Raw genomic sequence first — 14,984 nt, forward strand, 5'->3', positions numbered from 1 at the left:
GAAGCCAGGGTTGAGGGCGTTGCCGGCCACCGATGTCGGCCCGTCAGTCACGGCTCACTCCGTGGGGCGTGCTGCACGCTCAACACTCTGGGGCGTGCCGCTGTGTTGTCCCGGCAGGGAGCCGGGCGTGGCTGGCTGAGCACTGGGGTCGTCTGAAGTACTGCCAGGAAGGCTAGCGGCCACGAAAGTTACTTACCGGCACGGGCCATGTCGGCGACGGGTGAATCGTGACCCAGTTCCGACGCTTGGGTTCGTCGCTACTGGTCCACTTTTCAGCCGTCGCCGACAGGGCCATACCTGCCCGCAGAGAACTGTGCTGCCGGAACCGTCAGCCCATGTGGAAGAGCAGCAGTCACTTCCCGAGCCGCTTCGCCACGGCTGCGCGCCGGGCGAACACCTTGTCCTGGGAGTCCCGCATCTCCCGGAGAGCAGCTTTCCGTTCCCGCTGTGCGAGCCGGTCCAGATACAAATGGCCCTGAAGGTGATCGGTTTCGTGCTGCAGGCAGCGGGCGAAGTACCCTCTTCCCTCGATCACCAGAGGATTGCCGTCCATGTCGCGGCCCCGGACGACAGCACGGTCGAGGCGTGGCACCACGCGGTGAGGGCCGGGGACAGACAGGCAGCCTTCCGGTTCCTCCATCAGCCGGCGGTCGTCGGCGGGCACATCTTCAAGCACCGGATTAGCGATGTGCCCCACATGACGCACACCCCACTCGTCCGTGATGTCCCAGACGAACAACTGCAGGTCCACGTCCACCTGGTTGGCGGCGAGCCCAGCGCCCTCCGCCACCTGATTGGTGGCGAACATGTCGTCGATCAGCCTCGCCAACTCCACCGTGCCGAACTCGGTCACCTCCCGGCACCGGCGGTGCAGGATCTCCTCCCCGACCACGGTGATTCTGCGCACGGCTCCCCGTTCCACCTCCGGCGCGAGCCGTGGATAGGATTCGACAGGATCACCCTGCACACGCACCCGACGATCCCGCGTCGTGTCACCGAACCCAACCGCCACGAATCATCAACCCTTTCAGCACAGTGCCTCAGCCACTGGATCCCGGCTGCTTGGGGATCTGATAGCTTGCCAAGTACTTTGCAAAGTAGCAGACTTTGCAAAATGAGCGATGGAAACCGCCAAATCGCAGCTGCGGAGGCCCTGCAGGACCGGGCACATCGGCTCCTGCCTGACCATCCCGTGCGGATTGCCCTGCTCGACCTGCTCGCCGAAGCCGGCACCCTCACCTCCACCGAGGCTGCCGCCCGCCTCGGACACAGTTCCGGCCTGTGTTCCTTCCATCTGCGCCAGCTCGCCCGGCATGGCCTCATCGAAGAAGCGCCCCACAAAGGGGGCCGGGTCCGGCCGTGGCGGTTGCGATGGGACGCTCCCCACCACACCGGCGAGAAAGAGCCCGAAGGATTCACCACCCTCACCCGCGGACTGGAGGACGAGAGCTACCAACACTGGCTTGCTCACCGGGATCAAGCGCCGGCGGAGTGGCAGCAGGACGAGTCCTTCAGCGCCGTCCTCCATCTCACCCCGGCCGAGACAGCCGAACTCGCCACCTCTCTCCGCCGGCTGTTGGCCAGCTATCAAGACCGGGAGGATCACCCCGCCAAGCGCCCACCGACCGCCGTGGCTGTAGCCGTGGTCACCCGGCTGTTCCCGCTCCTCTCCGAACATCAGGTGCCGCCGCAGTCCACGCCATCCGGGCAGTGAAGAGTCGACCGATTCCTGAACAAGCCCACAGCCGGGTGCGTACGTCCCCGAGTACCACTCCATCTTCAGCAGGACCCACCGGGACCGTACGGACGCAGCGGCGGCCAGATTGCCTCATCAGCCTTCCGGGGATGCCCCTCGGCTCGACCTCGCGCGCGAGGTCGAGTAAGCGTCGTCACCCAGTCCCCCAGACGCTGAGGCAGTCGTACAGGGCAGCCAGCGAGAGATCGACGAACCCGTGATCTACCGCTGCGGCAGCGTGATACACGACCCCGAAGGATGCATCAGCTTCTCGTGGACTACTTGAGGTGCCGTCAAGACCCCAACCTCAGCAGCCGCTTCGGTGACGTTCACGTGTCTGGCAACCCTTGAGATGCTGTCGGTGAGACTATGATCGCTTTGCCGATACGGAGGAGGCGTACGGGTGCGCGACGACCAGTTCATCCCGCTATCTGCAACTCAGGAGCCCATCTGGCTGGAGCAATTAAGATATCCGGACCGAGTGAGCGCCGGCTTTTTCCTTGTCACCATCCGCGGCAAAGTCACTCACCAAGAACTCTCCGGAGCATGCGCGGCGGTCTGTGCCGCCCACCCCGAATTGCGTGGGATGATCGTCGACCGCGACGGCACGTACCAGATCCAGATCCACGACGACGCCAGCGTCTTCGAGTTCGATGAACTGCATCGCCCCTGCTCGGCGGGGGAAGAGGCAGAGGTGTCCCGCACCTGGTACCTCGCGAACCGCGCCCCTCGGTGGGACCTCACCCGGCGCTCTCCCATCAGATTCCACCTGCTGTGGCATGCTTCCGACCGATGCACTTTGCTCATCGCCGTGCACCACATCGCGTTCGACGGACGCTCGAAATTCGAATTCGCCCGCCAGTTCACATGCGCCCTGCGGGAACTCCGGGAAGCCACCGGCCTTCCACCGCGATCAACGGCTACCGAAGAAGCCACGCTCGCGCTCTCCGCGATACGAGAGGACCGTGCGTCGGAGCGGGTGGACGCCGAGGAGTTGGCCACCGCCGTGCAGATATGGAGCAACTTCGATCTCCGGCGCTTTCCCGGTCTGATACTGCCCGTACCCGACCAGGCGTCAGAGGCAGGCACCGTGGCGGCGACGGAGCGCTTCGAACTCCCTGCCGACGTGTGTGAACGACTGGCCCGCGTCAGCAGCGGAGAGAACGCGAGCTTCTTTGCCGGCCTCCTCGCAAATACGGCAGCTCTGCTAGCTGCCTACGGCAACGACCGGATGGTGCTGAGCATCCCGGCCGACACCAGCACCGAGGCAAGCCGACGGCGCATCGGCATGCAGGTAAACATGGTTCCCTGTGTCATCGAGACCCATCCAGGCATGACGTTCCGTCAGCTGGTGGTCCAGACGGCGCAAGCCCTGGCACACGTGCACCGGTTCCGCCGGCTCCCCTTTCACTTGCTCATGCGAGAACTGCGCAGGACGAGCGGCGTCGATCTGGGGCCGGGCATCTTTGATCGGATCGGTGTCTCCTTCCCACGCACGATCACGGACCTCGGTGATGTGCCGGGGCTCGGCCTGGTATGGGACTTCTTCGCACCGAATTCCACCCGGTCCTTCCAGCTCACCTTCCAGCTACGCAGGGCTGGTGACCGTGCGTTCGGACGCCTGGACTTCGACACATCTGTCTTCGATGCCGAACTCGCGGACACATTCGCGGGCCAGTGGCACAAGCTGCTGACGGATGCCATGAGTGATCCGGACATGCCGATCGTTCCGGAGAGCGTCGGCGTTGTGCGCACGGGAGAGTGTGCGCAGCCAGCTGCGGAAGGCGACGACAAGAGTGCCAGCCGCTTCCATCAGCAAGTCGCCTCCCTTGCCGAGGCTATGCCCCAGGCGCCGTGTCTGATCACGAGCAGAGGCGTCGTTTCGTACGAGGAGGCGGTTGGCATCCTCCAGGGGGCCCAGACTCTGCGTCGGCCGCAGGGCGTCGAAGGAGCCAAGGTGCGGATTCCGGTTCGGCCCTGCAGGGCCGAGGAGGCCCTCGCCCGGCTAGCTCCCGGCATAGCTGACCCAGAAGAGGCGGGAACGGAACACCTGGGGCCGAGGTTCGTGCTGGGACATCTGGCCGCAGCTGGCAGGATCGGTCTGCAGCGCGGTCCTGCAGGATTGGTGATCGCAGGCCATTCCCCGGGGTCCACCGCCTTTACCGGCACGCTGGTAAGAGCCCTGGCTGACGGCAGTGAGATACAGGTGCCGGATCTGGCTGACACTGTGGCTGCAAGCCCTCTCATCCCATGGATCAGCGACCTGGTACGTAGCGGCCGGGAATGTGTTGTGGAAGGTCCCTCGGAATGGCTGGATCTACTGGTGTCCGTGTGGCGGAAGGGGGCGCTGAAGGATCCGGGCCGGGTAGTCGTGGTGTGTCCGGCCGACCGTTTTCTTCCCACCACGATGCGCGCGGACCTGGTCCACCGCGGGGTACGGGTCGTGCTCGGCCTCGAAGACCCTCGCATCGGACCTGTGGCATGGGGCAACTGGAACCCTGACCCGGAGTCACCGCACCGTCCACCTCAACTCTCCGAGATCGCCGACGGATGGCACCCGATAGTGCTCGCTGCCGACGGCAGGGCGCTTCCCCCTCGCACACCTGGGCGCCTGGCGCTGCGCCCGGAGGACGGTGGCGCACCGATGGTTACGGATTTTCGCGCCCGGATCAGCGGGCAGGGGCAGGTTTCCTTGCTCGGGCGGACCGACCAAGCCCTCGCCTTCGGGGGGCGAGTACTTGATCTGACCGAGGCAGAGCGCCGCGTGGCAACTCTGCCGGGTGTAGTGGACGCCGCCGTCGTCCCCAGTCATGACGAGAAACGAGGCGCACCGGTGGTTTTTCTCGTCCGCGACGGCTCGGATTCCGTTCCGGATCGCGTGTGGCGCAAAAGGGTGCTGCGCGTCTGGCCCGCCGCTACGACTCCTCCGGCGCGCGTAAGCCTCGTAGGACGGCTACCTCGCGACTGGACCGGCGAGCTGGACCGTCGGGCTGTTGCGCTCCTGCATGGCTGCTAAGCGCGGCACCACCCGGCTGGTGCTCAAGCTGGGACGCTCGTTAGAGGCTTTCAGCCCGACTGCTGACCGTGGGGTGCCAGGGGCTGCACACGGCCGGTGTTTCCCGTCAGCTCTATCGGGATTACTGGGGTGGTTCCAGCGCGGTGCGCATCTGGCCGATGGTGGCGCGTGCTCGTGCGGCTTCGATGAGCGAAGGCAGCACGTTGACGCCGCTCGCCGCGGATTCGCGCAGTGCCTTCAACTCTGGCGTAAAGGCACGGCGTTCGACGTTCCGTTGGACAGGCTCGAGCGGCTCGTGCCGCTCCTGGCGAAGGACCTGCTGTTCTACTTCGGAGCGCATCGCATCGGTCACCCCGACACTGGGTCCCGCCGATTCGTAAGCCTGGTCCTCAATCTGAGCCTCCAACCATCCACTGCGAATGCTGCCGAACATCCCGCCGTGCTCGTCGATTCGGCGCAGCCACTCCTCGACCTCGGCGGTCATCTCGGCGCACACGGCGTCGATCACCGAAGACCCTCCGAGCGGGTCGACGTAGCGGGCAAGGTCCGTCTCATGAGCCAGGATCTGCTGGGTCCGCAGGGCGATCCTGGCCCCGAGCGCTCCTGGCGTTTGGTGCGCCTCGTCGAAGCTGCACACATGGAGGGACTGCACACCGCCGAGCACTGCGGCAATGGCCTGTACTGTGGCTCTGATCACGTTGTTCAACGGCTCATGGTGTGCGAGCGCGGAGCCGAACGTGTTGACTTGGATGCGCATCCGCATGGCCCGTTCGTCGACCGCGCCCCAACGCTCCCTGAGCCGTGTGGCGTACACCGATCGGGCGACGCGGAACTTGGCCGCCTCGGCGAGCAGTTCCATATGCGTACCGAAGATGAAGCTGAAGCGCCGGGCCACCGTGTCGACGTCTAGCCCGCGGTCCACCATCCCTTGCAGGTACGTCTCGGCGTCCGCGATGCCGCACGCCACTTCCAGGGCCCGGGTGCATCCCGCCTCCCGGGCGTGACCTCCCGACAGGGAGACGGGGTTGACCCCGGGCAGGTGATGCACGCAGTACTCCAGGACGTCGAGTGAGTAGCGCATGCTGGTGTCGAGGTCGTAGACGAACGCCTTGCGGGCGAGTAACTCCTTGAGCATCTCGATCTGCAAGGTGCCGCGCAGCGCCGCCGGCTCGACGCCCGATTCCTCGGCCACGACCAGCCACATCGCGAGCAGCATGGGAGCCGTGGCGTTGATCGTCATCGAAACCGACACCTTGTCCAGCGGGATCTCCCGGAAGACTTCGGCGAGGTCGTCGACGGTGGCGATCGACACGCCGGTCCTGCCCACCTCGCCCTCCGCCCGTGGATCGTCCGGATCCAGTCCGAGTTGAGTCGGCAGGTCGAAGGCGAGCGACAAGCCCGTCTCGCCCAGACCAAGCAGGTAGCGGAAACGCTCGTTGGTCGAAGCAGCCGTCCGAAGACCGGCCAGTTGGCGCATGGTCCACACCTTGGTGGTGTAGCCGGTGGGATGGATCCCCGCGTCAAACGGGTACTTCCCTGGCAGACCCATGTGTGATGGTCCTTCCCGTGCTGGTCGTCCGGGTCCCGTTCGGTCAGTTCCGCAGCGGCGCGAGGGCTTGCTCTCCGATGCGCTCACGCAGGGCCGGATCGGTGACGCCCAGCCCCTCGTTCGGCGCGAGCGCGAGGACGCCTACCTTGCCGATGTGTTCGTTGCGCTGCACCAGACGCGCCGCCTCGGGTGCCTGAGCCAACGGAAAGGTGGTGGACAGCGCCGTGCTCACCCTGCCGAGGCCAATCAGACGGTTAGTCTCCGCCTGTTCCTGCAGGTTGGCGCCATGACTGCCGATCACTCGCTTCAGCCGCATCCACAGATAGCGGTTGTCGAATTCATGGCGATAACCAGTACTGGAGCCGCAGGTCACGACCGTCCCACCGCGTCGGCAGACGAACACCGAGAGCCCGAAGGTCGCACGCCCAACATGCTCGAACACGATGTGAGGGTCTTCGCCGGTGGCCTTGCGGATCGCCTTGCCGAGCCGTTTGCCGACAGCGGCCGGGTCGGAGGGCGCGTCACCCGTGAGGCCGATCTCCTGGCGATCGATGACGTGGTCGCAGCCCATCGCCAAGGCGTGTCTGGCCTTGTCCGGCGAACCGACCACGCCCACGGCGATACCCCCGCCGTTACGGACGAACTGCGCTGCGTACGCGCCGAGTCCGCCGGCCGCACCCCAGATGAGAACAACGTCACCCTGCTTCATCCGAGCGCCTCGCTCGCTGACCAGCATCCGGTAGGCGGTGCCGGCGCACAGCGGGTTGGCTGCGGCCTCCTCCCAGGTCAAGTGGGCTGGTTTGGGCAGCAGTTGGTTGGTGGGAACGACGCTGTAGTGGGCGAGCCCACCGAAGTTGGTCTCGAAGCCCCAGGCCCTCTGGTCGGCCCCCATCATGCCGTCGCCGTGGGTGGCCGGGTCCTCGTTGTCCACGTGGGTGGTCGCGACCACGACATGGTCGCCGACCTTCCAGCGACTCACTCCACTGCCTACCCGTACGACGACACCGGCGGCGTCAGAGCCAAGGACGTGGTGCGGCAGGTCGTGTCGTGCGCCCCAATAGCCACGGCGCGCCATCTGCTTCAGGAAGGGGAAGGTGGAGACCGGTTCGAAGGTGGCGGACCAGACGGTGTTGTAGTTGATCGAGCTGGCCATCACCGCGATCAGCACCTCGTCGGGTGCCAGCTCGGGCATGGGGACCCGGCCGAGCCGCAGAGATCGGCGAACGTCCTTATCCGTCTCGCCGGAGAACATGCTGGCGTCCTCGGCCCTTGTATGCAAAGCCATGTAGTCGGACGGGACGGACAACTTCTCCAGTTCCTCGGCCGGAGCGCCTTGCAGAGCAGCTTCTGCCAGGGAATCCATGATCATGCCAACTCCCATCATTCGTCGTTCGAGATCAACCGGGTACGAGTGGTGGCCGAGGCGCTGTGCCGAGCCCGCAGCGCCTCGGAGATGAGCAGCGCCACCTGATCACGATCGGTCTTGCCGCTGGGCGTGCGGGGAAGATCGGCCAGGACGTTCACCGTGAGGGGCACCGAAGCCGAGGGCAGGACCTGCCGCAGATGATCACGCACGGCTGGCAGGTCGAGAGGCGGCCCGTCGTCTGCGGCGACAACGGCCGCGCGCAGCGTGCGCACGCCTGATGCGCTCTCCAGGACTACGCAGGTGGCGGCCTTGATACCGGGGAGGGTGAGGAGCTGGGCCTCGATCTCCAGCAGGTTCACCCTGATTCCGCGGATCTTGACATCGCTGTCGAGCCGGGAGAGATAGTGCACCACGCCGTTCTCGAACCGCACGAGGTCGCCGGTGCGGAAGGCCCTGGTATGGCCGTGGGCAGTAGGAGCCACGGAGACGTAGCGCTCCTTGTTGAGTTCGGGCTGCCGCAGGTAGCCAAGGGACAGCGGCAGCCCAGCCACGAGCAGCTCGCCTACATCAGGCTCGTCTTCCCGCTCTTCGTCGAGCAGAAGTTCGCAGCCCGGAAGCGGGACTCCGATGGGGGGTAGGTCGGGCCAGTCCCCCACGTTCGTCGGCAGTATGTGGGAGGACACCATCGCGGACTCGCTCTGTCCGTAATGGTTGACCAGTCGAGCGCCGTGCAGGCGTTGGAAGAGGCCCCGGATCTGCTGGGTGATCAGCAACTGCTCGCCTGCCGTATTCACCTCGACCAGCCGCATCCTGCTGAGGTCCGGTACTGCGGTGGCCGCCACGGCGAGCATCTGCAGCGCCACGTAGGGCAGGAAAAGTCGTTCGACGCGGTTGTCGATCAGCCAACGCAGAAGTTGCGCTGGTTCCCGACGGAGTCGCTCCGGCATCACGACGATCGTCCCGCCGCCGCGCAGCGTGCCGAGGATCTCCTGGAAGGACACGTCGAAGTTGAGCGGGGCGAACTGGGCGGTTCGCAGATCGGGCCGCGGCGAGTGGCTGGCCTGCCACTCGGCCATGTTGTCGAGGCAGCTGTGCTGGATCGCCACGCCCTTGGGCCAGCCAGTCGAGCCCGAGGTGTAGATGATGTAGAAGGGCAGGTCCGGGCGGCAGGCGACGGGCTGCGGGACCGCTGGGGGGTTCTGGACGATGTCGTGCGGGCCCGGAATGACGATCCGTTCCGCGTCGGCGTCGAGGCAAGGCACGGAATCAGTGCACAGCAGAATCCTTGCGCCGCTGTCCTTGAGCATGTAGGCGAGCCGACTGACCGGGTATTCCTGGTCGAGCGGTACATAGACCCCGCCGAGCAGGGTGATGCCGAGCATCGCGGCCACGACCTCGGCGCTGCGGCGCCCCATGACCGCGACCGGCTCCTCCTCGCGCACGGAGCGTTTCTGCAGGATGCCAGCTATCCGTAGCGCCCATGCCATCAGTTGGCCGTAGGTCACCTCGTTCTCGCCATCGACCACGGCGACCGAGTCCGGCTGGGCGGCGGCCATGTCGACCAGGCCGGAGATCAAGCATTTGGGAGAGGCCTCTCCGCCCCACAGCGAGTTCGTCGTCATGAGTCGCTTTCCTGTCGGTGGTGGGCTGAGCGGGACAGCGGCCTCACCGCGGAGGCGGCGTTGGCTCCGGCGAACCGCGCCGTACGAGCTGCGGCGTGCCGAGAGATGCCTCACCGAGGGCAAGTGTGCGCATGAGGCGGGCAAGCCGGCGGCCGTTGCCGTCCCGGTCCTGCTCGAAGCGCCGGATCACGCGCTCCTGGACATCGTCTGGCTTTTCCTGGCTGAGCTTGTACATCGCCTCGACGCGCTCGATCTGGAGGTGGAACGCTCCGACGCCGGGAAGGATCTCGCGGAAGTAGCCGACCGAGGACGTAGAGTCCCACCCCTCCCCGAACGCCGACTCAAGACGATCAGCCGTTTCATGCACGATCCGTAGCGTTTCGTCGTCGTCGCGTACCAACTCCAGCCGACCGGAGACATGGGCGGTGACAAAGTCCCACGTAGGCGCCGCCGGATCGGTCTGATACAGGGCCGGCGTCACATACTTGGACGGACCGTCGAACATCAGCTTCGCTGGCATACCGTCGGCCAGCGCTCGCCAGTGCGGATTGGCCTGGTTCATATGGCAGACGATCCGGGCACCCACCAGTGGAGTCGTCTCGGGTGTCCCGGGGTCGATCAGAGCGGCCAACCGCGTGGCGTACGGCACGGGGTCGCCGTTCGTGACCAGCGTGGCCAACGGGTTCTCTCGCATGAGGAGGCGATGCGGGATTTCACTGCCGCATCGATATATCTCGGGGACTAGCATTCTGGATCTTCCTTCACCGGCGCATCGCGGATTCGTGGGCACGCAGTTCTTCGGTAGACCGATGCCTTTCGGCTGTGAGGCTCGCTTCGAGCGCATCGGCGATCTCACCAGCCCGGACCGCGATGTTCGAGAGGAGACCGGACGACAAGCCATGTGTGTGCTCGGTCGACGGCCCTTGCAGATAGATGCCAGCCTTGAGGGTCTCCTCTGTCGCCACCCGGTAGTCCCGGCCGACCTGCAGTCGGCCCTGCTCGTCCCGTTTGCAGGAGCTGCCGAGCGGCCCCAGCAGAGCCAGAGGGTCGCCGGCCCGATAGCCAGTCGCATAGACCACGGCGTCGGCGGTCAGTGCGGTGACTTCGCTGGTTGGCAGGAACTCAATCTCCACCTGTACGGCGTCGGCGTTCGCCTCGGGGACACCGCGCAGCCGAGAGACGCTATGGACGTGCAGGCGGCGACGCCCCATGACGCCTTCGCGGTAGACGCGCCGGTACAGATCCTGGATCAGATCGAGGTCCACCACCGAGTAGTTGGTGTTGGCGTGGTACTCGAAAAACAGCTGCTTTATCTCAGGTGTAGCTTCGAAATAGTGGTCCACCGCAGTCGGATCGAATACCTGATTGGCGAAGGCGCTGTCATCCGCGACGCTGTAGCCGTACCGGGAGAGCACGGCGTGGACTTGTGCGTCCGCGAAGCGCTCGTGAAGGTGACCGGCCACCTCGGCTGCGCTCTGGCCGGCGCCCACGACGACGAAACGCTGTGGCTTGTCGGACGGCATGCCCTCAATGCGCCTCAGCAGTTCGGAGCTGTGCCACGTCCGTGGACTGCGCCCGACGCCGGGCGGAAGCACCGGTTCCAGTCCGGTGGCCAGTACCACGTGACGAGCTCTGTGCGTGCGCCGCATACCGTTACGCAGCACCTCGACATCAATGCACCGGGTGATTCCGTCGGGGTCCGCGACCGGACTCATTCCGACTACGGAACTGCCGTAGTCGACTTGGTCGGCAAATTTCTCTGCAGCCCATTCGAGGTAGTCGTGAAATTCCACTCTCAGTGGAAAGAAGGACTTGTTATTCATGAAGTCCAGCAGGCGCCCCCTGGTGTGCAAGTAGGAGACGAAGGTGAACGGACTCATGGGGTTGCGTACTGTAGCAAGATCCTTGAGAAAGGATACTTGCATGGTGGCGTCCTCGATGAGCATCTCTCGATGCCAGCCGAACTCAGGCTTTTTTTCATAGAAATGCGCCGACAACGGAGCGGCACTACCAGGTGATGCAGTGCCTTCCCGCATGGCGATCGCGAGTGCTAGGTTCGCGGGGCCGAAACCAATTCCCAATATATCGACTGTGTCGGTGTTGTCCGCCGATCGGCCGGTCATACGCAAGTCCTTTCACAATCGTGTTCTAGTCGGCCGAGGCGGCCATCGAAGGTTCCGGAGCATAGGCCTGGGGAAGGTCACGAACTCTGCGCATGGGGCCCAGATAAAGAATGAGCCAACACGGCGCCAGCAGGCTGGCCATAACCCACATCGTGGGGCGAATTCCAATTTCTGCGCTAAGGAGACCACCCAGTACTGAGCCGATGGAAATCGTGCCCTGATTGATGGCCATGACGGTGGAGGCGACTCGCCCGAGAATCTCCGGCGGGCAATACCCTTGCCGAAAGCTGCCCACGATCACGTTGCCCACCGCGATTCCCACGCCCAGCATGAATGCTCCCCCTCCGAAGAGAAGAAGGCCTGCGCCAGGTGTGGCCAAAGGCAGGAGCAGGGCGAAGGGACATGACAGAACCTGCATCACCAAGAATGCCCGGGCCGTGCCCCATCGTCTGGACAACGGGGCGGCCAGCAGGGCGCCGAGCGTGCCACCGAGGCTCGCGGCCATCACCAGGACGCCGATCGCCCCGGTGCTGACACCGACGGTGCGCACCAGGAAGACGACCTGCACCGCCTGGTAGCCCATCAACGCAAGGTTCACTGTGGCACCGTAGGACGCCATCGACCGCATATAAGGATCATGGGCGACGAACCTCAGTCCGACCCCGATCTCCTTAGCCAGGTTCGGCCGCTGCGCGGGGGCCACGGGGGTTGCTTCTCGTACCCGCAGTCCGAGCAGACAAACTGTGGAGACGACGAAGGTGGCGGCGTCGATGAGCAGGCCGGTGACCGCACCGCACAGCTGGGCCACGAAGCCGGCCACGCCGCGGCCGAGCACACGGGTGCCAGCTTCACTCACCTGCAGTTTCGCGTTGCCGTCCACAAGGTCGCGGCCGCTGAGCACGACTGGCACATAGGCGTGGATCGCAGTGTTGAAGAACACGCTTGCGACACCGCAGACCAACGCCACCACGAAGAGTTGGGCGAGAGTGAGGAGATCCAGCCAGGCGGCGACGGGCACGCTCGTGTAGGCCACCGCCGAGACACAGTTACACGTGATCATGACGGGGCGCTTGCGTAGCCGGTCCACCCAGGCGCCTGCGGGCAATCCGACGACAAGCCAAGGCAGCCATACCGCTGCGGCAAGCAGGCCCACCGCGAAGGAACTGGCCTGCAGTACCAAGACCGCAACCAGTGGAAGAGCCACGGTGGTAAGCCCGTTACCGAGGCCACTTGCGGTCTCGCCTGTCCACAGAAGTCGAAAATTCCGCTGTCCCAGTACGCCCCAGCGACTTCCGGGGCGCATGCCTTGTTCTCTGTCCTTACGCTCCCCCACAGCGTTGCTAATCTTCGATTATTTCGATCACGGCATCAGAAAAATCGCTGATGACTGGATTTTCGAGCAGTGTTTCCAGAGAAACTTCTATATCGAGTTTCTCGCCGATCGCCACGACGATTCGGGTTCCGATGAGTGAGTCGACGCCTAGTTCGAGGAGATTATCGTCGAGGGTGATGTCTGGTTGCCCTAGCACTCGCCTGACGGCCTCGATTACGACGTCCGTCACCGGCTTAGAAGTCAAGTCGGTCTGATTACTTCTCTGCATTATCTACCTTCCTTCGGAGTCTTTCATAGAGGGGCGTTGGTCGCTCAGTCGGCTGCCGCCGGCGCAGGTAGAAACCGCACCCCGGTCAGGTAACCGATACAAGTCCTGATCAGCTGGCGGTCGAGGGGTGGGCAGTCGATATCCGAATCGGCCAGGGCCAGCCTGGTGTGCTGTTGGTCGTAGCGGATACTGGCCGCCGAGCGGACGGGAAGGCTATCGCTGAGCAAGCCGACTGCGGACAGCGAGTTGTCGCCGCCGGCAGCCGCTCTCTCTATCGTTTCCGACAGCCGTTTCCGCCATTCTGAAAGGCTTATCGGTTCCATGGCAAAACCGAGTTCGCGCAGCATCTGAGGAAGTAGGTCGAACCGCATGGGGGTGGCGTGGTTCAGATGATAGGTGCGTCCACACGAGTCGGGGTCGAGTGCGATATGGGTGATCGCCGAGGCCACATAGTCGACGGGGACAAGGTCGAGTACGGGACTGGTGCTTTCGCCGCCCAGCCGGGGTGAGGCACCTGTTGTCACCATCGCATGTACGAAATGCCATAGCGCGTCGTCGGTACCGCACGCGCCGGTGACGCTGTGCCCGACGACGCGGCTCGGTCGATACACGGCGGCGGGTATGCCTCGTTCCGCAGCCAGCCGAATGAGCTGTTCGGCAACCCACTTGGAGGCGATATAGCCGTTACGTGCCACCTGACCTGCGCTGATCTCGTGCTCCTCGGTGATCACCGCGGGACTGTCGCCGGGCGCGTACGTCGTGCCAAGGGTCGACACGTAATGGACCGGCTTGAGCCTCCCAGTCGCCGCAAACCGCAAGATCTCCCGAGTGCCATGGACATTCGCGGCGCGCAGCCGCTCATACGGATCGAGATGGTTGACTCGGGCCCCATTGTGGATAATGAAATCGACCTGCTCGGCGAGATTGCGGAAAAACCCCATGTCCCACCCGAGGAGTGGCTGCTCAAGGTTGCCTGGTATGGCGATTACCCTGTCAGAAACAGTGGAGTCCCATAGCCCGAAGCGCGTCAACGCCGATCGCAGCCGATCGGTTGCCTGTGCCGTGCTGGCCGCCCGCACCAAGCAGTGGATCTGCGCGTCCGTACGGACCAGCAGCTCGTGCAGAAGGAACGATCCCAGGAATCCGGTCGCGCCGGTGAGGAGAACAGCGGACGGGGCCGCGATTGTCCGTTGATTGACGTTCTGGTCCGAGCGAGCCGCGACGTCCGGGGGCAGAACCACATCTGCCTGCAAGTCAACAGCCTCGGCCGGGACGGACGACGGACCGATCGTCATGACCTCGACCAGGCCAGCAACCGTCGGAGTGCGGAAGAACTGGCGCGGTGGAATTTCGATGCCAAGCTCCGCCCGGATACGGCTGATGAGTTGGATGACCATAAGGGAATGACCACCCAGATCGAAGAAGTCATCCTCGACTCCGACCGGCCGACCAAGCGCAGCACTGAACAGCCCACACAGCACCTGCTCCTGGGGGGTGAGCGGAGCCGCGGCGCGCAACGACTGAGGTTCCGCCGGCGTAGGCAGTGCATTGCGCGCCACCTTGCCGTTCTCGTTGAGCGGGAGCGCGTCCAATACGACCAGCTTGTCCGGGACCATATGTCTGGGTAGCCGCTGTGCCAGCCAGGCCCGCATCTCACGTGCCCTCGCGTCCTTGGCACTCTGCGCGGCGATGCCTGCACCGGCTACGTAGGCCACCAGGTACAGCTCACCGAGACGACTCTCCCGCGTGACCACCGCCGCGTGGGTAACGCCGTCGTGGCTGAGCAACTCAGCCTCTACCTCAGCGGGCTCGATACGGAAACCGCGGATCTTCACCTGGTCGTCGGTCCGTCCAACGATCTCCAGATTCCCGTCCGGGAGCCAGCGCGCCAGGCTGCCGGTCTCGAACCAGCCGTCGTCCGGCAGCACTTCGGCGGTCGCGGCCGGGTTGTTCCAGTACGACCCGAACACCA

General features: G+C 64.7%; 11 protein-coding genes. 2 read left to right on the forward strand and 9 right to left on the reverse strand.

What is annotated here, in order from left to right; genetic code table 11:
• Window positions 1-352: 352 nt before the first annotated feature.
• The gene (gene def / locus KVT45_RS48205; RefSeq protein ID WP_217558933.1) at window positions 353-967 is read right to left on the reverse strand and encodes a peptide deformylase; all 615 of its coding nucleotides are present in this window, start codon (window positions 965-967) and stop codon (window positions 353-355) included.
• 147 nt (window positions 968-1,114) lie between these two features.
• Here def and KVT45_RS48210 point away from each other — a divergent pair, with 147 nt between their 5' ends.
• Window positions 1,115-1,714, forward strand: a complete 600-nt coding sequence (locus tag KVT45_RS48210; RefSeq protein WP_217558850.1) for a helix-turn-helix transcriptional regulator — start codon at window positions 1,115-1,117, stop codon at window positions 1,712-1,714.
• A 424-nt stretch (window positions 1,715-2,138) separates the two neighbouring features.
• Window positions 2,139-4,751, forward strand: coding sequence for a condensation domain-containing protein (locus KVT45_RS48215; RefSeq protein WP_217558859.1), 2,613 nt, complete (start codon window positions 2,139-2,141; stop codon window positions 4,749-4,751).
• Window positions 4,752-4,872: 121 nt separating this feature from the next.
• Here KVT45_RS48215 and KVT45_RS48220 read toward each other — a convergent pair whose 3' ends face one another.
• From KVT45_RS48220 to KVT45_RS48255, 8 genes are all read right to left on the reverse strand, one after another.
• Complete coding sequence (locus tag KVT45_RS48220) at window positions 4,873-6,300, reverse strand: methylmalonyl-CoA mutase family protein (protein ID WP_217558861.1); 1,428 nt, start codon at window positions 6,298-6,300, stop codon at window positions 4,873-4,875.
• Between the two features lie 43 nt (window positions 6,301-6,343).
• Window positions 6,344-7,663: a crotonyl-CoA carboxylase/reductase gene (gene ccrA, locus KVT45_RS48225; RefSeq protein WP_217558942.1), complete on the reverse strand. Its 1,320-nt coding sequence runs from the start codon at window positions 7,661-7,663 to the stop codon at window positions 6,344-6,346.
• Between the two features lie 17 nt (window positions 7,664-7,680).
• Window positions 7,681-9,288: an AMP-binding protein gene (locus KVT45_RS48230; protein ID WP_217558869.1), complete on the reverse strand. Its 1,608-nt coding sequence runs from the start codon at window positions 9,286-9,288 to the stop codon at window positions 7,681-7,683.
• Window positions 9,289-9,331: 43 nt separating this feature from the next.
• Complete coding sequence (locus KVT45_RS48235; RefSeq protein WP_308311100.1) at window positions 9,332-10,132, reverse strand: FMN-binding negative transcriptional regulator; 801 nt, start codon at window positions 10,130-10,132, stop codon at window positions 9,332-9,334.
• On the reverse strand, window positions 10,050-11,411 hold the full coding sequence (locus KVT45_RS48240; RefSeq protein ID WP_217558885.1) for a lysine N(6)-hydroxylase/L-ornithine N(5)-oxygenase family protein: 1,362 nt from the start codon (window positions 11,409-11,411) through the stop codon (window positions 10,050-10,052). Before KVT45_RS48240 ends, KVT45_RS48235 begins: the two co-directional genes overlap by 83 nt.
• Before the next feature lie 25 nt (window positions 11,412-11,436).
• On the reverse strand, window positions 11,437-12,714 hold the full coding sequence (locus tag KVT45_RS48245) for an MFS transporter (RefSeq protein ID WP_217558944.1): 1,278 nt from the start codon (window positions 12,712-12,714) through the stop codon (window positions 11,437-11,439).
• Between the two features lie 37 nt (window positions 12,715-12,751).
• Complete coding sequence (locus KVT45_RS48250) at window positions 12,752-12,973, reverse strand: acyl carrier protein (RefSeq protein WP_217558900.1); 222 nt, start codon at window positions 12,971-12,973, stop codon at window positions 12,752-12,754.
• An 83-nt stretch (window positions 12,974-13,056) separates the two neighbouring features.
• The coding region (locus KVT45_RS48255) for a thioester reductase domain-containing protein (RefSeq protein WP_217558908.1) at window positions 13,057-14,984 on the reverse strand (1,928 nt) is incomplete at its 5' end.

The organism is Streptomyces sp. GbtcB6, assembly GCF_019091475.1.
GTDB classification, from domain to species: Bacteria; Actinomycetota; Actinomycetes; order Streptomycetales; family Streptomycetaceae; genus Streptomyces; species Streptomyces hyaluromycini.